This window comes from Microbacterium sp. NPDC055665 (assembly GCF_053618035.1).
Window position 1 is genome coordinate 22,323 of the sequence record NZ_JBSHGY010000010.1, and the last position, 17,605, is coordinate 39,927.

Annotated in this window: 15 protein-coding genes; 8 read left to right on the forward strand and 7 right to left on the reverse strand. The window is 69.4% G+C overall.

From position 1 onward, the window contains the following. Nucleotides 1-5: 5 nt before the first annotated feature. From ACWGO6_RS16490 to ACWGO6_RS16500, 3 genes are read right to left on the reverse strand one after another with little or no spacing between them, the layout of a single operon-like run. Complete coding sequence (locus ACWGO6_RS16490) at nt 6-785, reverse strand: heme ABC transporter ATP-binding protein (RefSeq protein WP_452327313.1); 780 nt, start codon at nt 783-785, stop codon at nt 6-8. Continuing rightward, complete coding sequence (locus tag ACWGO6_RS16495; RefSeq protein ID WP_452327314.1) at nt 776-1,849, reverse strand: FecCD family ABC transporter permease; 1,074 nt, start codon at nt 1,847-1,849, stop codon at nt 776-778. The genes ACWGO6_RS16490 and ACWGO6_RS16495 overlap by 10 nt, the downstream gene beginning before the upstream one ends. Continuing rightward, complete coding sequence (locus ACWGO6_RS16500) at nt 1,846-2,952, reverse strand: heme/hemin ABC transporter substrate-binding protein (protein WP_452327315.1); 1,107 nt, start codon at nt 2,950-2,952, stop codon at nt 1,846-1,848. Before ACWGO6_RS16500 ends, ACWGO6_RS16495 begins: the two co-directional genes overlap by 4 nt. A gap of 164 nt (nt 2,953-3,116) precedes the next feature. On the opposite strand from ACWGO6_RS16500, the gene ACWGO6_RS16505 reads away from it, so the two are divergent. Both ACWGO6_RS16505 and ACWGO6_RS16510 read left to right on the forward strand, forming a co-directional pair. Continuing rightward, nucleotides 3,117-7,367, forward strand: a complete 4,251-nt coding sequence (locus ACWGO6_RS16505; RefSeq protein WP_452327316.1) for an HtaA domain-containing protein — start codon at nt 3,117-3,119, stop codon at nt 7,365-7,367. Between the two features lie 154 nt (nt 7,368-7,521). Next, nucleotides 7,522-7,833: a potassium transporter Trk gene (locus tag ACWGO6_RS16510; RefSeq protein WP_136041115.1), complete on the forward strand. Its 312-nt coding sequence runs from the start codon at nt 7,522-7,524 to the stop codon at nt 7,831-7,833. A 131-nt stretch (nt 7,834-7,964) separates the two neighbouring features. On the opposite strand, the gene ACWGO6_RS16515 is transcribed toward ACWGO6_RS16510, so the two are convergent. Then, nucleotides 7,965-8,570 carry a zinc-binding alcohol dehydrogenase gene (locus ACWGO6_RS16515; RefSeq protein WP_136041114.1) on the reverse strand — a complete coding sequence of 202 codons (606 nt, stop codon included), beginning with the start codon at nt 8,568-8,570 and terminating at the stop codon, nt 7,965-7,967. 86 nt (nt 8,571-8,656) lie between these two features. On the opposite strand from ACWGO6_RS16515, the gene purM reads away from it, so the two are divergent. From purM to ACWGO6_RS16530, 3 genes are read left to right on the forward strand one after another with little or no spacing between them, the layout of a single operon-like run. Then, nucleotides 8,657-9,772, forward strand: coding sequence for a phosphoribosylformylglycinamidine cyclo-ligase (gene purM / locus ACWGO6_RS16520; protein ID WP_136041113.1), 1,116 nt, complete (start codon nt 8,657-8,659; stop codon nt 9,770-9,772). 6 nt (nt 9,773-9,778) lie between these two features. Further along, on the forward strand, nt 9,779-11,251 hold the full coding sequence (gene purF, locus ACWGO6_RS16525; RefSeq protein ID WP_452327317.1) for an amidophosphoribosyltransferase: 1,473 nt from the start codon (nt 9,779-9,781) through the stop codon (nt 11,249-11,251). Next, complete coding sequence (locus ACWGO6_RS16530; protein WP_452327318.1) at nt 11,251-12,576, forward strand: MFS transporter; 1,326 nt, start codon at nt 11,251-11,253, stop codon at nt 12,574-12,576. The genes purF and ACWGO6_RS16530 overlap by 1 nt, the downstream gene beginning before the upstream one ends. A 24-nt stretch (nt 12,577-12,600) precedes the next feature. On the opposite strand, the gene ACWGO6_RS16535 is transcribed toward ACWGO6_RS16530, so the two are convergent. Continuing rightward, on the reverse strand, nt 12,601-12,903 hold the full coding sequence (locus ACWGO6_RS16535) for a hypothetical protein (RefSeq protein WP_136041111.1): 303 nt from the start codon (nt 12,901-12,903) through the stop codon (nt 12,601-12,603). After that, nucleotides 12,900-13,547, reverse strand: a complete 648-nt coding sequence (locus ACWGO6_RS16540; protein ID WP_452327319.1) for a hypothetical protein — start codon at nt 13,545-13,547, stop codon at nt 12,900-12,902. The genes ACWGO6_RS16535 and ACWGO6_RS16540 overlap by 4 nt, the downstream gene beginning before the upstream one ends. Before the next feature lie 146 nt (nt 13,548-13,693). Between ACWGO6_RS16540 and ACWGO6_RS16545 the strand changes: the two genes are divergently transcribed. Next, nucleotides 13,694-13,918: a hypothetical protein gene (locus ACWGO6_RS16545; protein ID WP_136041109.1), complete on the forward strand. Its 225-nt coding sequence runs from the start codon at nt 13,694-13,696 to the stop codon at nt 13,916-13,918. Nucleotides 13,919-14,109: 191 nt separating this feature from the next. Next, a complete protein-coding gene (locus tag ACWGO6_RS16550; protein WP_168443193.1) occupies nt 14,110-14,265 on the forward strand; it encodes a hypothetical protein in 156 nt (51 codons plus the stop codon). A gap of 161 nt (nt 14,266-14,426) precedes the next feature. Here the strand turns inward: ACWGO6_RS16550 and ACWGO6_RS16555 are convergent, their stop codons facing one another. After that, nucleotides 14,427-15,461, reverse strand: coding sequence for a LacI family DNA-binding transcriptional regulator (locus tag ACWGO6_RS16555; protein WP_136041108.1), 1,035 nt, complete (start codon nt 15,459-15,461; stop codon nt 14,427-14,429). A gap of 94 nt (nt 15,462-15,555) precedes the next feature. Here ACWGO6_RS16555 and ACWGO6_RS16560 point away from each other — a divergent pair, with 94 nt between their 5' ends. Beyond that, nucleotides 15,556-17,412 carry a glycoside hydrolase family 35 protein gene (locus ACWGO6_RS16560; protein ID WP_452327320.1) on the forward strand — a complete coding sequence of 619 codons (1,857 nt, stop codon included), beginning with the start codon at nt 15,556-15,558 and terminating at the stop codon, nt 17,410-17,412. The last annotated feature ends 193 nt before the right edge of the window (nt 17,413-17,605 follow it).

Sequence of the window (17,605 nt, forward strand, 5' to 3'; positions counted from 1 at the left end):
ACCACTCAGCGCCGCGCGACCACCAGCGGCACTCCCGTCGCGGGGTGCGGGAACACGTCGACCGCCTGTCCGTAGACCTGCTCGATCCGTTCGGCCGTGAGCACCTCGGCCGCCGGCCCCGTCGCCGCGACCCGGCCGTCGGAGAGCAGTGTGACCCGGTCGGCGTGCGCGAGCGCGGCGTTGAGGTCGTGCAGCACGATCGCCACGGCGATGCCGGCATCCGCGCGCCCGCGGATCAGCCGCATGACGTCTTCGTGATGCTTGAGGTCGAGGGCGGCGGTCGGCTCGTCCAGCAGCAGGATGCCGGTGCTCTGGGCGATCACGCGGGCGAGGGCGACGCGAGCGCGCTCGCCGCCGGAGAGTGAGGGCACCGCGCGAGCCCGGAGGGCTGTCACTTCGGTCTGCGCCATCGCGGACGACACCAGCTCGTCGTCTTCGTCGGCCGCGGGCGTGCGTGCCCACGGCGTCCGCCCCATGCGCACGACCTGCTCGGCGCTGAAAGGGAAGGTGACGGAGTTCTCCTGCAGCAGCACGGCCCGCTCCCGGGCGAGGAGCCGGGGCTTCACGCGTTCGATGGGCTGACCGTCGATCTCGACCGTGCCCGCCTGCGCGACCACATCGCCGGCGAGCACACCGAAGAGGGTGGATTTGCCGGCGCCGTTGGGGCCGACGAGTGCATGGATCTCGCCGCCGTGGATCTCGATGGACGCGTCGTCGAGGATCGTCCGGCCCTCACCGACGCGCACCGTGAGCCCCGCCCCGCGGAGCCGCACGGTCACGCCCATCCTCCGGAGCGACGGCGCGTGCGCACGAGCAGCCAGAGGAAGAACGGCCCGCCCACGAGCGAGGTGATCATGCCGATCGGCAGGTCGGCGAGCGGAACGGCCGTGCGCGCGACAAGATCGGCGACGGCGATCAGCAGCGCGCCACCGAGGGCCGACGCGATCACCAACGGCAGGTGGGCGGGGCCGATCAGCATGCGCATCAGGTGCGGCACGACGAGCCCGGCGAAGCCGATGATCCCGGCGAACGCGACCGCCGCGCACACCAGCAGAGCGACCGTCACGATCACCACGACCCGCAGCAGCTCGACGTTGACACCGAGGTGCCGTGCGGTGCGCTCGCCGAGGGCGAAGAGATCGAGGCTCGGAGCGACGATCAGGGCGACGACCACGCCGATCAGGACCAGCGGGGCGACCAGTTGGATGTTCGACCACAGGGCGCCGTTCAGCGACCCGAGCTGCCAGAACACGATCTGCTCGCGGGTCGACGTGGTGCCGAGGAAGGTGAAGAACGCCATTCCCGCGCCGGCGATGGCGTTGATCGCGATGCCGGTGAGCAGCAGGGTCACGACCTCGGTGCGGCCCCCGGAGCGACTGATGAAGTACACCGAGAACACCGCGATCAGCCCGCCGGCGAACGCGAATGCCGGCGTGGTCCACATGCCGAAGGTGGCCAGGCCGAACGTGATGCTCGCCGCCGCGCCGAGTGCCGCGCCCGAGGAGACGCCGACGACGCCGGCATCCGCGAGCGGGTTGCCGAAGATCGCCTGCATGAGCACGCCCGAGACGGCGAGCGCGGCGCCGACCAGGAGACCGAGCACGATGCGCGGCATCCGCAGGTTGAAGATCACGCCGTAGTCGGTGGATGCCGCGGGCGCCCAGGCGGTGTCGATCCCGACGCCGCGCAGCAGCACACCGACCAGCGCGGTGGGGGACAGGTCGTACTGCCCGCTCGTGATCGAGACGACGCAGGTGATCGCGAGCGCGACGACCAGGCCGACCGTCACGAGGGCGAAGCGCAGCCCCCGGTGCCTGGTCGGCGTCGGTGTGACGACCTCCCCGGTCACTTCGCGGGCTCGGGGGCGTACAGGGCGCGGGCCAGGGCGCCGATCACATCGGCGGTGCGCGGGCCGAAGCTCAGGATCTCGCTGTCGGCCATGTCGATCACGCGACGGTTCGCTCCGGCCGGCGTCTCGGCGACGGCGGGGATCCGTTCGATGAGACCGTCGATGCCGCCGACCGACTCGAGTCCGTCCGTCATCATCACCAGGACATCCGGCTGTGCGGCGACCAGGGCCTCCGCGGTCATGGGCTTCATGCCCTCCCAGCCGATCTCGGCGGCGACGTCGACTCCGCCGACCGCGTCGATGAGGGAGTCGGCACCGGAGTCCTCGCCGAAGATGTAGTAGACGTTCGCGCTGCCGCGCACGTAGAGGAAGAGCATCCGTGCGCGATCGGCCTCGTCGGCGGGCACGACGTCGGCGATCTCGGCCAGCGTCCCGTCGACCGAGGCGTCGAGCCGCGCGATGAGCGCCTCGCCGCGGCTGGGCACTCCGAGAGCGGTGGCGATCTCGGTGACCAGTTCGTCGGTGGTGTCGAGCCGCCGGTCGCTGGAGATCACGACGACCGCGATGCCCGCGTCGCGCAGCTGCTGACGGACCTCCTTCGGACCGATCGTGGTGTCGGTGAGCACGACGGTCGGCGCGAGCTCGAGGATCGCCTCGGCGTTCAGCGTGTGGCCGGTCTTCGTGACGACCGGGAGGTCTTCCGTGCCGGCGAAGACCGTCGACGCGTCGCGCCCGACCACCTGGTCGCCGAGTCCGAGGGCGAAGACGGTCGAGGCGATCGTGCCTGAGATGTCGATCGGGAGGATGCGGTCGACGTCGGTGATCTCGATCTCTCGGCCCTCGCTGTCGGTCACCGTCACCGGGAGCGTCGGCGCGGTGTCGTCATCGACTGCCTCGATCGCGCGGCCGGAGAGGCACGCGGTGGAGGGGCCCTCATGCCCGCGGACGTCGTCGATCACGTCGAGCGAGGCGAGGGGAGTGGATGCCTGCGGGCAGGTGTCTTCTGCGGCGGCGGGTGGTGCGGCGGGCGCTCCGGGCTCGGCGCACGCGGTGAGACCCATGGCGAGAGCGGCGACGAAGAAGACGGCAAAGACGCGACGCATTAGGCAAGGCTATCCTAAAACTTGACGGGCGCTGATTCGCACCTCTACGCTCAGGAACGGCGGCTTGCTTAGCCAAGCCTAACCAACATCCGACCCTTCGCCCGACTGCATTGCGGCACCGCCGGCGCGCGTGCTCTTCTGCGTGCCCGGAGCCGTGGAGAACCGTGAACGCCACAGCCACAGCATCCTCAGGGAGCACCCGCATACGCGTGCTGCTCGCCGCTTTCGTCTCCTTCCTCCTCGTCGCCGCCGGTGCGGTGATCGTCCCGCCCGCGCATGCTGCCGGCGCCACGGTCACAGCGACGGTCGCCTCTGCGACCACCTCCGGCGTGAGCGCGCAGGTGCAGGTGAGCGGCCTGCCGGAGGTCGAAGGCGCCTATGCGGCCCTCATCGTGAAGGGCACCGAGGCCGGCCTCAGCGGCAGTGGCGGATACGCGGCGTTCGTGATGCCCACGGTCGCGGCGGGGGCGAGCACGTTCACGCTCGATGCGCCCGCCGGATCGCTCGATCGGACCATGTCCTACGAGGTGCTCGTGTGGCAGAAGCACTCGAACCCGAACGAGACGACGATCTACGGCCGCGGCGACGTCGCGATCTCCGCGGGGCAGTGGGACGCCGTATTCGGCCCCGTGCCCACCGACCCGGGCGCCGACCCCGGAACCGACCCGGGCACGGACCCTGGCACGGATCCCGGGACTGACCCGGGCACCGATCCCGGCACCGACCCCGGTACTGACCCGGGCACCGACCCCGGTACTGACCCGGGCACCGACCCCGGTACTGACCCGGGCACCGACCCCGGCACCGACCCGGGCGAGACGCCGTTCTCCCCGGCGATCGAGGTCTTCCTGGCCGACGGCACGACCTCCGCGACGGGCAAGGCTCTCAAGGCCGGCGACGAGATCGTGGTGAAGGGCTCCGGCTACGACCCCGCGGCCAACGTCGGAGGCCGCGGCGTTCCGATCCCGAAGGATCTTCCGCAGGGCACGTACGTGGTGTTCGGCAACTTCGCCTCGGCGTGGCAGCCGTCCGCCGGTGCAGCCTCGTCGACCCGCTCAGTCGGAGCGCAGGTCTGGGCGCTCTCCGAGGGTGTGCTGAACCAGGTTCCCGCGCAGTATCAGGGTGCGATCCGCGCGCAGTGGGTCGACATCGCAAGTGATGGCACGTTCCAGGCGACTCTGACGTTGAAGGACACCGCCGCGACCCCCGGCGCCTACGGCGTCTACACCTACGGTGCGGGCGGAGTCACCAACGCCGCGCAGGAGAAGAGCGTCGCTCTCGACTACACCGAGACCGCCGTCGCCTCCGCGAGCGTGAAGTCCGCGACCGCGAAGGACGGGCTGACCGTCACTGCATCCGGTTCGAAGCTGGGCACGATCACCGGTGCGTACGCCGCACTGATCGAGACGGGCACCGAGTCGGCGGTCACCTCGGGCGGCGGGTTCCTCGCGATGCAGTACGTGCGCGGGATCGAGGGTGGCGCGTTCAGCGTCGACCTGACCGCTGCCGCCGACACTCTCGACCGTACGAAGTCGTACGAGGTGATCGTGTGGAAGCAGCACACGATGCCGAACGCCGAGACCATCTATGCTCGCGGCGCCGTCGCGATCAGTGACGCCGAGTGGGATGCGCTCGTCGCCCCGACGTTCTCCCCGTCCATCGAGGTCTTCCTCGCCGACGGCACGACGCCGGCCGGGAACTCGGCCCTCAGGGCGGGCGACAAGGTCGTCGTGAAGGGCTCCGGCTACGACCCGGCGGCCAACGTCGGAGGCCGCGGCGTTCCGATCCCGAAGGATCTGCCGCAGGGCACGTACGTGGTGTTCGGCAACTTCGCCGCGGACTGGAAGCCGTCGACCGGCGCCTCATCCGCGACCCGCTCGGTCGCGGCGCAGGCATGGGCGCTCGCCGAAGGTGTGCTGAACCAGGTGCCGTCGCAGTACCAGGGTGCGATCCGCGCGCAGTGGGTCGACATCGCGGCCGACGGCACGTTCCAGGCGACGCTGACGCTGAAGGACACCGCCGCCACCCCCGGCTCCTACGGCGTGTACACCTACGGCGCGGGCGGAGTCACCAACGCCGCGCAGGAGCAGAGCGTGGCACTGAACTACGGCAACGCCGCGGGCCTCACCGCCACGGTGAAGACGGCGACGGCGAAGGACGGCCTGACGGTCACGGCGGCGGCCTCGAAGCTCGGCGACATTGCCGGCGCGTATGTCGCGGTGATCGAGAAGGGCACCGAGGCGGAGGTGACGGCCGGCGGTGGCTTCCTCGCGATGCAGTACGTGCGGGGTATCACCGGCGGCGCGTTCAGCGTCGACCTCACGGCTGCCGCCGACGAGCTCGACCGCGCGAAGTCGTACGAGGTGATCGTGTGGAAGCAGCACACGATGCCGAACGCCGACACCATCTACGCCCGTGCGGCCGTGCCGGTCAGCGACGAGCAGTGGAACGCGATCCTCCCGGAGGGCCCCGCTCTCGGCGCGACCGTGAAGTCGGCGACCGCGAAGGACGGGCTGACCGTCGCGGCGGCGGCCTCGAAGCTCGGGTCGATCCCGGGCGCATACGTCGCACTGATCGAGAAGGGCACGGAGGCGGATGTCACGGCCTCCGGCGGCTTCCTCGCGATGCAGTACGTGCAGAACATCACCTTCGGCTCGTTCACGGTCGATCTCACGACGGCGGCGAAGAACCTCGACCGCACGAAGTCGTACGAGGTGATCGTGTGGAAGCAGCACTCCATGCCCACCGCCGACACGATCTACGCGCGCTCGACGGTGACGATCACGGATGCTCAGTGGCGCGCGCTGTTCGGCGAGAAGCCCACGGACCCGAAGCCGCCGACGAAGCCGACGACCCCGCCGGCGAGCGTTCCCGGCGGATCGCTCCGCTGGGCGATCTCCTCGGACTTCGCCCGCTACGTCACCGGTGGCATCGCCCAGGGGGCCATCGCGGTCTCCGACGGTGCGACGCGCTCGGGCAACCAGTTCCAGTTCGGTCAGACCGTCGGGGGCGACTTCGACGTGAAGACCGGGCTCGGCAGCGTCGTCTACCGCGGATCGGTGCGCTTCACGGGCCACCACGGGGTGCTCGACGTCACCGTGTCGAACCCGCAGATCCGCATCACCTCGGCGGGAGCGGCGACACTTTCCGTGACCAGCGGAGGTGCGCAGGTGCCGTTCGCGACGCTCGACCTCTCGCGGGCGGCGCGCATCTCGGCGAACGGTGCCGTCACCTACACCGCGGCGCCGGCGTCGCTGACGGCGGCCGGTCGCGATCGGGTGCTGGCGGGGTACTCGACCGACCTCAACCCGGTCACCTTCACGATCGGCTCCGTCGCGGCGGCGCCCGCGGGGAACACGGGCACCGTGGCTGCGGCCGCCGCGAAGGCGAGGACGACCCTGCCCGCGGCCCCGCCGGCATCGGACGGCATCGACGTCGACGCGGAGAACCTCGCCGCGCTCGAATCCGGGCAGCCGGCCACCATCACCGCATCCGGTTTCCAGCCGAACGAAGAGGGCATCAAGGTCGTCGTGTACTCGACCCCCGTGCTCCTCGACACCGTGACCGCGGATGCTGCGGGCGTCGCGACCTGGTCGGGCACGCTGCCCGCCAGCCTCGAAGACGGCGCGCACACGCTCACCCTGCAGGGCTCGGTCGACCGCGGCCTGTCGTTCACGCTCACCCGCGCGAAGACCGTGATCGGCGCGTGCACGGTCGAGGGCGCCACGCTCCAGTGGGGGTACAAGGAGTCGTTCCGCACCTACATCGAGGGCATCGCGAAGGGCGGCTGGACGCTGACCGACGTCGAGTACCGCTACCCGGACTACGTCTGGGAGAGCGGCACCGGCTCGTTCGATGACGAGACCCTCGCCGGTGTCATCACCTACGGCGGCAGCATCACGTTCACCGGCCACGACGGCGCACTGAACACGACGCTGGGGAACGCCCGGCTCGAGCTCGCCGGCGACAAGGGCTACCTCGTCTTCGACGTGAGCGGCACCACGCAGGACGGCCAGAGCGTCGACCAGAAGGCCGTCCGCCTCGCGGAGTTCGCCCTCGGTGATGCCGCGGTCGTCGACGGGAAGCTCTCGCTCGACGCGATCCCGACGACACTCACCGAGGCGGGGGCTGCCGCGTTCGGCACCTATGCCGCGGGCGAGGCGCTCGACCCGGTGACCGCGATCATCCCGGTCGACGCGGAGTGCGGCGTCGCGATGGAGGAGGAGGCCGAGGTCGACTCCGAAGCCACCACCGCCGTCACCGCGGTGACCGAGCCGGCAGACGAAGACGGCGCCCCGGTGTGGCCGTGGATCGTCGGCGGCCTTGTGGTCGTGGCCCTCGCCGCGACCGGCGGTGTGCTCATCGCCCGGCGCAACCGCAAGGGCGAGACCGCGGAGACGACGACCGAGGTCTGAGTCGAGAACCCGGTACGGATGTCGGGAGAAAGTACGGATGCAGGGAGCACTCGCCGTGATGGCTCCGGCATCCGTACTTTCTCCCGACAAGTGCTCGTCGCCTCGGACGCCACCCCGGGTTCCCGGCATCGGCCGACGGTGGGACAATGGAGGTATGGCCCCCACCGATACCCACCAGACCGTCGAAGCGACCGTGCGCCGTGTGCCGCGGTACGGCGTGCTCATGGGCATCGGCGTGGTGCTCGGCATCATCGCCGCCGGCATCCTCACCTGGACCGGCAGCTTCGACGAGTCGCAGGCTCTCGACATCGTCTACCCGCCGGGCCAGGTCTTCGGCTTCCTGCTGCTGTGGACGGTGCCGATCGGCATCGCCCTGGGCGGCGTCGCGGGGCTCGTCATGGAGCGCATCGCCCGCCGTCACGACCGCGTCGTGCAGGTCGACCGCGAGACCGTCGTCGAGGACTGACCCCCTCCGCACCTGCTCTCGTGCCGAGTGCACGGCTTGTTGCCGAGCGCACGGCTTTCGCGCGCGTGTTTCCCGTGCACTCGTGAGCAACCCGTGCACTCGGCGCCCCCTCGGCGCCCGGGCGAGGAGCGCTACGCGAGCTCGGCGATCACCGGGCGGATGGCGGTGTCGAACGCCACGACGTCGCGGCGCAGCCCGTCGGTCACGGCGACCGTGAGGTCTCCGATCCACCAGATGCCGCGCTGCGAGAACGGCAGCACCTGCACGTTCAGCTCGAACGAGTGCGCGCGACGGCCGACCTCGCGCTCGAACTCCGCGATCGCGCTGGCGTAGGCGCGGTAGGCGTCGCCGCCGGTATGGCTCTTCATCGAGCTCACGTACCGATCGTGCGCGGCGTGCGCGTAGAGGAGAGCGGATGTCGCCTGCGGGGCGATCGCGGCGGCGAGCTCCTCCGCGCCGGAGGCGGGCAGAGCCACCAGGGTCTCGAACCCGTCGATGAGTTCGAGCGGCACATCTGAGGGGTGTGCGCGCGGCTCGACTGTCATGTCCCAGTAGTTGCGCCACTGCTGTTCGACGGCCGAGGAGGCATCCGTGGCATCCGGCGCCCGCACGGCGAGGTCGCGAAGGGCGGGAAGGTCCTCCGGTGCGCGGATCCCGAGTCGCTGACGCAGCGCGAGCGCGACGAGCACCGGAACGCTCGCGTCTTCGCGGATGAGCCACTGCGGCTTGTCGGCCATGGCCCCATCGTAGGCGGCGAGGGGGTCCGGATCCGAGGTGCGACTTCGCGGAGAGTCGGACCGGCTGCGGGCGGTAGGCTGGAGGGGTGGCTGCCTCCCCCACCAATCCCTATTCCGAAGCCGGCGTCGACACCGCTGCAGGTGATCTCGCCGTCGAGCTGATGAAGTCTTCCGTGCGCGCGACGCACGGCCCCGAAGTGCTCGGCGGTGTCGGCGGATTCGCCGGCCTGTTCGATGCCAGTGCGCTGCGAGACTTTCGTCGCCCGCTGCTCGCGACCAGCACCGACGGCGTCGGCACCAAGGTCGCGATCGCGCAGGCGATCGACAAGCACGACACGATCGGCCAGGACCTGGTCGGCATGGTCGTCGACGACATCGTCGTGGTGGGTGCGAAGCCCCTCTTCATGACCGACTACATCGCGTGCGGCAAGGTTGTTCCCGAGCGCATCGCCGACATCGTCCGCGGCATCGCCGAGGCGTGCTCGGCCACGGGCACCGCTCTGGTCGGCGGCGAGACCGCGGAGCACCCCGGACTCCTCGGCCCGCGCGACTACGACGTCGCGGGCGCAGCTACCGGAGTGGTCGAGGCGGATGCCATCCTCGGCGCGGATCGCGTGCGCGACGGCGATGCCGTGATCGCGGTGGCCTCCAGCGGACTGCACTCCAACGGCTACTCGCTCGTCCGCCACATCGTGACCCGCGCCGGCATCGGCTACGGCGACAACGCCGCCGACTTCGGCACCACCTGGGGCGAGGCACTCCTCGAGCCGACCCGCCTCTACACCCTTCCGCTGCTGCGTCTCATCGAGCAGCTCGGCGGCGGCGTCCACGCGCTCAGCCACGTCACCGGGGGCGGCATCGCGGCGAACCTCGCGCGCGTGCTCCCGCAGGGCAGCTGGGCTGAGGTCGACCGCAGCAGCTGGTCGCCGAGCCCCGTCTTCCGCGTGCTCAGCGACATCGCCGGCTCCACGCTGGAGTCCGCGGAGGGCACCTGGAACCTCGGCATCGGCTTCCTCGCCGTGGTGGCCGCAGACAAGAAGGATGCCGCGATCGCGGCGCTGAACGCCGAGGGCATGCCCTCGTGGCAGGTCGGGACCGTCGGCTTCGGCCCGCGCCCGGCCGGCGAATTCGAACAGGGCGCCAAGGGCGTCGACGGTGGAGCAGTGCGCCTGGTCGGCGCCTACGCGGACGGAGCGAAGTAAGAGCCCATGTGCGGCATCGTCGGAATGGTGGGCTCTGCCCCGGTCAATCAGGACATCTACGACGCACTCCTGCTGCTGCAGCACCGCGGCCAGGATGCGACGGGCATCGCCACCGCCGAGGCGAACGGCGTGATGCACAACGCCAAGGCGCAGGGCATGGTCCGCGAGGCGTTCCGCACCCGTGACATGCGCGCGCTGCTCGGCAACGTCGGCCTCGGTCACGTGCGCTACGCGACCAAGGGCACGGCCTCGAACGAAGAGGAGATGCAGCCGTTCTACGTGAACGCGCCGTACGGCATCATCCTCATCCACAACGGCAACCTCACCAACACGCGTGAGCTCACGGCCGACATGGCCCAGCGCGACCGCCGTCACCTCAACTCGTCGAGCGACACCGAGCTGCTGCTCAACGTGCTCGCCGGTGAGCTGCAGAACACGACGTCGACCGTCGACCTCGACCCCGAGCGGGTGTTCGAGGCCGTCGCCCGCACGCACGAGCGCATCGAGGGCGCCTACGCCGTGATCGCCGTGATCGCCGGCTACGGTCTGCTCGCGTTCCGCGATCCCTTCGGCATCCGTCCGCTGATCCTGGGCCGTCGTCCGTCGACCGTCCCCGGTGCGGAGGGCAAGGACGAGTGGGTCGTCGCCAGCGAGTCGCTCGTGCTCGAGAACGGCGACTACGAGGTCGTCCGTGAGGTCGAGCCCGGTGAGGCCGTCTTCATCACCAACGATGGCGAGCTGTTCTCCAAGCAGTGCGCCACGGCCGCGACGCTCGCGCCCTGCGCGTTCGAGTACGTCTACCTCGCCCGCCCCGACTCGGTCATGAACGGCATCTCCGTCTACGAGTCGCGCCTGCGCATGGGCGACCGTCTCGCCGACACCATCGCCAAGCACGTGCCGATGGACAAGATCGACGTCGTCATGCCGATCCCCGACTCCTCGCGCCCCGCGGCCATGGAGGTCGCCCGCAAGCTCGGCATCGAGTACCGCGAGGGCTTCTACAAGAACCGCTATGTCGGCCGCACCTTCATCATGCCGGGGCAGGCGGTGCGCAAGAAGAGCGTGCGCCAGAAGCTCAACGCCATGTCGACCGAGTTCCAGGGCAAGAACGTGCTGCTGATCGACGACTCGATCGTGCGCGGGACGACCTCGAAGGAGATCATCCAGATGGCGCGGGACGCCGGCGCCGCCTCGGTGACCTTCGCCTCTGCGGCGCCTCCCGTGCGGCATCCGCACGTCTACGGCATCAACATGCCGTCGCGTCACGAGCTCATCGCCCACGGGCGCACGATCCCCGAGATCGCCGCCGAGCTCGGCTGCGATCACCTCGTGTACCAGGAGGTCGAAGACCTCAAGGCCGCGATCATCGAGGGTTCGGTCCTCACCGATCTCGACATGAGCTGCTTCGACGGCCGGTATGTGACCGGCACGGTCTCGGATGAGTACCTCGCCTGGGTGGAGGGGTCACAGACCTCTTGATGTCCGGGTCCCTGAGCTCGTCGAAGGGCCGACCGCTGTGGCAGGGTCGGGCTCTCGCACTCGTGGGGATCGTCCTGGTGGCGTTCTCGCTGCGCTCCGCGGTCGCCTCCCTGTCGCCGGTCATCGACCATGTCGCCGCGGACTTCCCGGTCTCGCCGGTCATCGTCGGGCTGATCGGCGCTGCGCCGCCGGTGTGCTTCGCGATCTTCGGTCTGCTCACCCCGCTGTTCGAGCGTCGATTCGGGCTGGAGCGGATGGCGGTCGCCGTGATCGCCCTGATGGCGCTGGGCATGCTGCTGCGCGGGTTCGCGGTGGACTCGACGACCCTGCTCGCGGCGACCGTCGTGGTGTTCGCGGGGGTCGGCTCCGGCAACGTGCTGCTGCCTCCGCTGGTGAAGAAGTACTTCCCGGATCGGCTCGGGATCGTGATGACGATCTACTCGACCACGTTGGCGGTGTCGACGTTCTTGCCCCCGCTGGTGGCGGTGCCGGTGGCTGACTCGCTCGGCTGGCGGGTGTCGCTCGGTATGTGGGGCATCGTCGCCGGGATCGCGCTCGTGCCGTGGGTGGCTCTGCTGGTGAAGGGCGGCTCGCGCGCGGACGCCCCGATGAAGGCGGAGCTCCTGGTTCCCGACCCCGCCGACGGCGTGAACGACGTGCAGGATGCCGTGGCCGCCGCGACCGGACCGATCTCCACCGCTCCGGCGAAACGGGGGCACTTCGCCCGCCTGTGGCGGCTGCCTCTCGCGTGGGCGCTCGCCGTCGTCTTCGGCACCTCGTCGACCATGGCCTACGTCTCGTTCGCCTGGATGCCGACGATGCTGGTCGACATCGGCGGCGTGACCCCGGCGACGGCGGGCTTCCTGCTCTCGCTGTTCGCGCTGATCGGTCTGCCCTGCTCGCTGCTGGTGCCGGTGCTCGTCGTCCGCTTCCAGGCCACGCGCCCGCTCTTCTTCGTTGCCGTCATCGGCGGTCTGGTCGGGCTCGCCGGGCTCCTGCTGTTCCCGACCGTCGCGCTGCCGCTGTGGGTGAGCATCTTCGGGCTCACGGCCATCATGTTTCCGTTGAGTCTCGTGCTTCTGAGCATCCGTGCTCGCACCCCCGAGAGCGCTGTGGCGCTGAGCGGTTTCGTGCAGAGCATCGGCTATGCGATCGCGGCGACCTTCCCGCTGCTGGTCGGGCTGCTCCACGAGACGACCCATGGCTGGCAGATCCCGCTGGTCGTGATCGCGGGGGTGCTGATCGTCGCGATCCCCGCGGGCATCGTCGCAGGGCGTCGCCGCACGGTCGAAGACGAGTGGGAGCGCCGGCACGGACGCTGGTGAGGGTGACTCACACACCGCCGAAGCTCAGGGGAGCGGGATGGAGTTTCCGTCGGACGTTCCCACAAAGTCGACGACTGCGATGCCTGCCGCGAGGAGTGCCACGAGCACGACCGTGAGGATAGCCATGGACACGATGAGGACGATCGCTTCCGTGCGGCGCGGCCGTCGCGTCAACCGGAAGATCACGAAGGCGAGCAGAGCGGCTTCCACGAGAAATGCCCACGGGGTGAACAGCGCGAGAACGCCTCCGCACACGGCGAGGGCGAGGATCCACCATCGGGAGGAGCCTTGTCCACGTTGAGTAGATATCGTGCGCTCGACTCTCATACCGTTCGAATGGTCGCGACGTAAGCCGAGGGCTTGCCGCCGTTGGTCGTGATGAGGTGCTGCTTGTTGAAGGAGATCGGTGAGCCCTTGACGACCAAGCTCACGTGATGGATCACGCTGCACGTTCCCCGACCGCTGCTGATGTAACTGGAGCGATTGACCGAGTCGGAGACACCGACCCCAGAATGCCACCCATCGCAACTCAGAACCCGCGTCACGCCCGTCGACGTCGCTTCGTACTTGAACTCATTGGTAAACGTCTGGACCGGAATCCCGAGCATGTAGGCGGTCTGAGAGTCTTTGGCCATGTAGCCCCTCGTCGTCGTAGCCGTCAGCGCGTCGCCCTTGACGGCAGGGGTCCCAGGAACCGCGGTGATGGCCTCAGCTTCCGCACGCAGATCGAAGACTGAGCCTGGCTCAGTCGCTAGTGAGAAAAGAAGCGCGTGCTGGTCAACATCGTCTAGAGAGTCAAACTTTGCTTCGAGGGCCTGCGCCGTGGCGGCCGAGACGCCCAAGGACTCCGTGAAATCGGCGAACGAGTCCTCTGGCAGCTCGTCCGCCTGCGCGGGCATAGCAGCCCCGAGCAGCCCCAGTAGAGCAGCTGCCGCAGCCGACCAGATACCAAGGTTCTTTCGAGAAAGCATCGTTACCTCCATTTGTGAACGAAACCCGCGTCACGATAAATGTAACATGTTACTAGCGGTGGGCAGTTCACGGTACTACCGGCGCGACACTCAGGGCGCGTCGGCAGAGGGGGACGAGAGAATGGCGATGAGGGAATCAGTCGCGGATGATCCGGTGGGTCGTTGTCGCGCTGGCAGTGGTGAGCGCGGTACTGAACTTCGTGATGTACCAGTACCTGTCCCCTCAGAATCCGGTCTTCCTGATGTACGTCGCGGTGTCGGTCCTCGTTGCCGTCACCCTCGTGTTCCCCCGGTTGCGCCAGAAGCTCTGGTCCTCGCGGGGGAGATCCCCGCGTGGGCACGCGCGCGATGGCGGTGAGCCCAGCCCCTGAGGCGTCCGCCATAGCGGACACCAGCTATCGGAGCCCGAATGCCCTGCGCGCGGCGTCGCTGTTCTTCTGTTGCAGGCCGTTGTCTCGGCGGGCGTGGGCTACTGGGTGTTCATGCAGACGTTTCGCATCGCAGGCTGCGGCCCTTCATGCAATTTGCGGTTGCGGAAGGAGCGTGGCACGCGCAGATCTTGGTGAGTGTCGCCACCTTCATCGCATCGATCGTGGCGATCCTCTGGAGCTGGTACAGGGGGCGCGAGAGTTGGTGGATGGTAGCCATCGGAGTCGTGCTGATTCTCGTGACGGGAGTCGTGGCGACAATCGCGATCGTCGCTGCCACCACACTCTGAGTCCCTTGGGATTCAAGAAGACCCCTTGGTGCTTCGTGTTCCAAGGGGTCTTCTGGTGAGCGTCTTCGGGTTCCCGGCGATCATGTTCCCGCTGAGTCTCGTGCCGTTGAGTATCGGGCTCGAGCGTCGGAGAGCATGTGTGGCGAAGAACCGGGGGAGGACTACGGTGCCGAGCGGGGCGGTGCGGTGGACGAGCGCACGATGAGCTGCGGGTCGGTGGACGGCACCTCGCCGACCGCCTCGTGCCCCTCGATCTGGGCGATGACCCGGAGAGCGGCTGCACGCCCCATCGCCTCGAAGGGCTGGCGGACGGTCGTGAGCGCGGGGGAGGCGTAGGCGGCGAGGGCAATGTCGTCGACGCTCACCACCGAGACATCGTCGGGCACGCTGCGGCCGGCTTCGTGCAGTGCGCGGATCAGACCGAATGCCATCTCGTCGCTGCTCACGAACACGGCGGTGACCTCGGGGATGGCCGCGATCGTGCGGCCGGCGCGGTAGCCGGACTCGGGGGTCCAGTCGGCGGGGATGACGGGCGGCGGCGCGATGCCGTGGTCGCGCAGCGTCTGCTCCCACGCTTCGCTGCGCTGCTGCGTCTCGGTCCAGTAGTCGTCGCCCGACACGTGCCAGACGGTCGAGTGGCCGAGGTCGAGGAGGTGCTCCACGGCGAGACGGGCGATCGCGCGCTGGTCCACGGCGAGCGGCGCATCCTCGTCGAGGGAGGTGCGCTCGCTGCGGGTGGCCGGGGTGCGCTCGGTGCGGGCCCGCATCGCGGGGCTGTCGAGTTCGACCGGCACGCCGAGGATGATGCCTTCGGCGCCCTGACGCTCGAGCCGATCGAAGGCCTCCAGGAACGATTCGGCGGAAGCATGATCGGCGACCGCCGCCGTGGTCACCGTGTACCCGTTCGCCGCGGCCGCCTGCTGGATGCCGACGCCGAGGGCTGCGGACGAGTAGCGGTCGGTCGAGACCACGATCACGCCCAGCACGCGCGTGCGGCCTGAGGCGAGGGAGGCGGCGGCGGCATGCACGCGATACCCGAGCTCTTCGACAGCGGCCATCACCCGCCGGGCGGTCTCGGGGCGCACGGTGTCCTGCCCGGACATGACGCGCGAGACGGTCTGCGTCGAGACGCCGGCCAGTCGGGCGACATCGACCTGGCTGGGCGCGCGGTCGTCTTTCGGGCGGCGTGGTGACATGTGACCAATGGTAGCGATCAATCGGCGGAAAACCAGGAATTGCGAGTTGTACCGATGCGATAATGTGAACGCAAACACTCGTGCTTGGAGCGCTATGCCTGACCCCCTCGCCTCGGCTCTCGGCGGCTCTTCCGCTGCCGTCGACACCCCGGAAGCCGCGCTGCGGATCGACGAGCCCACCCTGACCTGGCGGGACGGGGAGATTCTCCGTGAGGGCATGCCCCATCGGATCCTCGCCGGTTCGATCCACTACTTCCGCGTGCACCCGGACCAGTGGGAAGACCGACTCCGCCGCCTCGCTGCGATGGGCGCGAACACGGTCGACACCTACGTCGCCTGGAACTTCCACGAGCGTGTCGAGGGCGACATCCGCTTCGACGGCTGGCGCGACATCGAAGGCTTCATCCGGCTCGCGGGCGAGGTGGGCCTGGACGTGTTCCTGCGGCCCAGCCCGTACATCTGCGCGGAGTGGTCCAACGGCGGGATCCCGTTCTGGGTGTCGGGGCGCGTCGCGGCGCTGCGCACCAGCGACCCCGAGTTCCTTGCAGCGGTCGACGCCTGGTACGACGAGCTCATCCCGCGGCTCGTCCCGCTCCAGGCCTCGCAGGGCGGACCGATCGTGGCCATCCAGGTCGAGAACGAGTACGGCTCCTTCGGCAGCGATGCGGGCTACCTCGCCCACCTGCGTGACGGGCTGCGCCGTCGGGGGATGATCGAGATGCTCACGACGGCCGATGGCCTCACCGGCGACATGATCGAGCACGGCAGTGTGCCGGGGGCCATGGCCACCTTCACCTTCGGCACGGGCGTCGCGAGGGCCGTGGAGCTGCGACGCGAGGGCGATGCGCTCATGTGCAGCGAGCTGTGGGGCGGCTGGTTCGACCACTGGGGTGAGCGGCACCACGTGCGCTCCGCCGCCAGCACCGGGGGCACGATCGAGGAGCTGCTCGCCGCCGGTGGATCCGTCAGCCTCTACATGGCGCACGGCGGCACGAACTTCGGCCTCTGGAACGGCGCCAACCACGACCGGGTGCTGCAGCCGACCGTGACGAGCTACGACTCGGATGCGCCGATCGGCGAAGACGGAACGCTCAACGAGAAGTTCCACGCGCTCCGGGCGATATTCGCGCCGTTCCATTCGCGCGAACTCCCGCCTGTTCCCGCAGCCCCGCGGAGGCAGGCCGCGTCGTCGGCCGCGCTGCATCCACGGGGGTCCGCGCTCGACCTCGTGGCGAGCCTGCCCGTGACCGGCGACGTCACCCCGCGCCCGCTCACGTTCGAACAGCTGGGTGCCGAAGACGGCCTCGTCGCCTATGAGGCCGAGGTGTCGTACCCGGCCGATGCGACGCTCATGATCGACGGACTGCACGACCGGGCGGTGGTGTTCCTCGACGGTCGTCGGCTCGGGGTGCTGGAGCGCGACGGTGAGACGTCTCTCGCGCTGCCCGCCGCCGGCGGGGCCGGCCGACTCGTGATCGTCGTCGAGAGCCTCGGCCGCATCAACTACGGCCCGTACACGGGCGAGGGCAAGGGCATCATGCGCGGCGTGATGATCGGCCGTCGTCTGGTGAACGGATGGACGCATCGCCTCGTCCCGCAGGACGCTCCGGACTCCGCCGCGTGGATGGATGCCGGAGTGCGGGGCGGCTTCGCCACGGTTGCGGGAACCGAGGTCTCCGACGGCGTGGCCGCAGCATCCTTCGACATCTCCGAGCCGCTCGATGCCTGGCTCGCCTTCCCCGGGGGGTCGAAGGGGATGGTCTGGCTCAACGGATTCCTCCTCGGCCGGTACTGGAAGGTGGGCCCGCAGGAGACGCTCTACGCGCCAGCGCCCCTGTGGAGAGCCGGGCGGAACGAGATCGTGGTGCTCGACACCGACGGTCTCGGTGCGACGGTCGAGATCCGCGAGGAGCCCTCCTTCGGCGAGACCGAGGAGTTCGTCGGCTCCTGAGTCACGCGCCCGCGCTCCCGCCCGCGTCCCCGCCCGCGCTCTCATCTGCGTTGCCGAACGTACGGCTTGCTGCCGAGTGCACGACCTGTTCTCGCACACACCCCGTGCACTCGCGAGCAAGCCGTGCACTCGACGTGGCCTGCGGCGGTGCTGCCTCGTCATGGCCGATGTGCTCACTCGCGCACCTCGAGGG

What these genes read in the sequence shown, in the direction of transcription:
- ACWGO6_RS16490 (WP_452327313.1), bottom strand. Translation starts at nt 785, where the DNA reads ATGGGCGTGACCGTGCGGCTCCGCGGGGCGGGGCTCACGGTGCGCGTC.
- ACWGO6_RS16500 (WP_452327315.1), bottom strand. Translation starts at nt 2,952, where the DNA reads ATGCGTCGCGTCTTTGCCGTCTTCTTCGTCGCCGCTCTCGCCATGGGT.
- ACWGO6_RS16510 (WP_136041115.1), top strand. Translation starts at nt 7,522, where the DNA reads ATGGCCCCCACCGATACCCACCAGACCGTCGAAGCGACCGTGCGCCGT.
- ACWGO6_RS16515 (WP_136041114.1), bottom strand. Translation starts at nt 8,570, where the DNA reads ATGGCCGACAAGCCGCAGTGGCTCATCCGCGAAGACGCGAGCGTTCCG.
- purF (WP_452327317.1), top strand. Translation starts at nt 9,779, where the DNA reads ATGTGCGGCATCGTCGGAATGGTGGGCTCTGCCCCGGTCAATCAGGAC.
- ACWGO6_RS16530 (WP_452327318.1), top strand. Translation starts at nt 11,251, where the DNA reads ATGTCCGGGTCCCTGAGCTCGTCGAAGGGCCGACCGCTGTGGCAGGGT.
- ACWGO6_RS16535 (WP_136041111.1), bottom strand. Translation starts at nt 12,903, where the DNA reads ATGAGAGTCGAGCGCACGATATCTACTCAACGTGGACAAGGCTCCTCC.
- ACWGO6_RS16540 (WP_452327319.1), bottom strand. Translation starts at nt 13,547, where the DNA reads ATGCTTTCTCGAAAGAACCTTGGTATCTGGTCGGCTGCGGCAGCTGCT.
- ACWGO6_RS16545 (WP_136041109.1), top strand. Translation starts at nt 13,694, where the DNA reads ATGATCCGGTGGGTCGTTGTCGCGCTGGCAGTGGTGAGCGCGGTACTG.
- ACWGO6_RS16555 (WP_136041108.1), bottom strand. Translation starts at nt 15,461, where the DNA reads ATGTCACCACGCCGCCCGAAAGACGACCGCGCGCCCAGCCAGGTCGAT.
- ACWGO6_RS16560 (WP_452327320.1), top strand. Translation starts at nt 15,556, where the DNA reads ATGCCTGACCCCCTCGCCTCGGCTCTCGGCGGCTCTTCCGCTGCCGTC.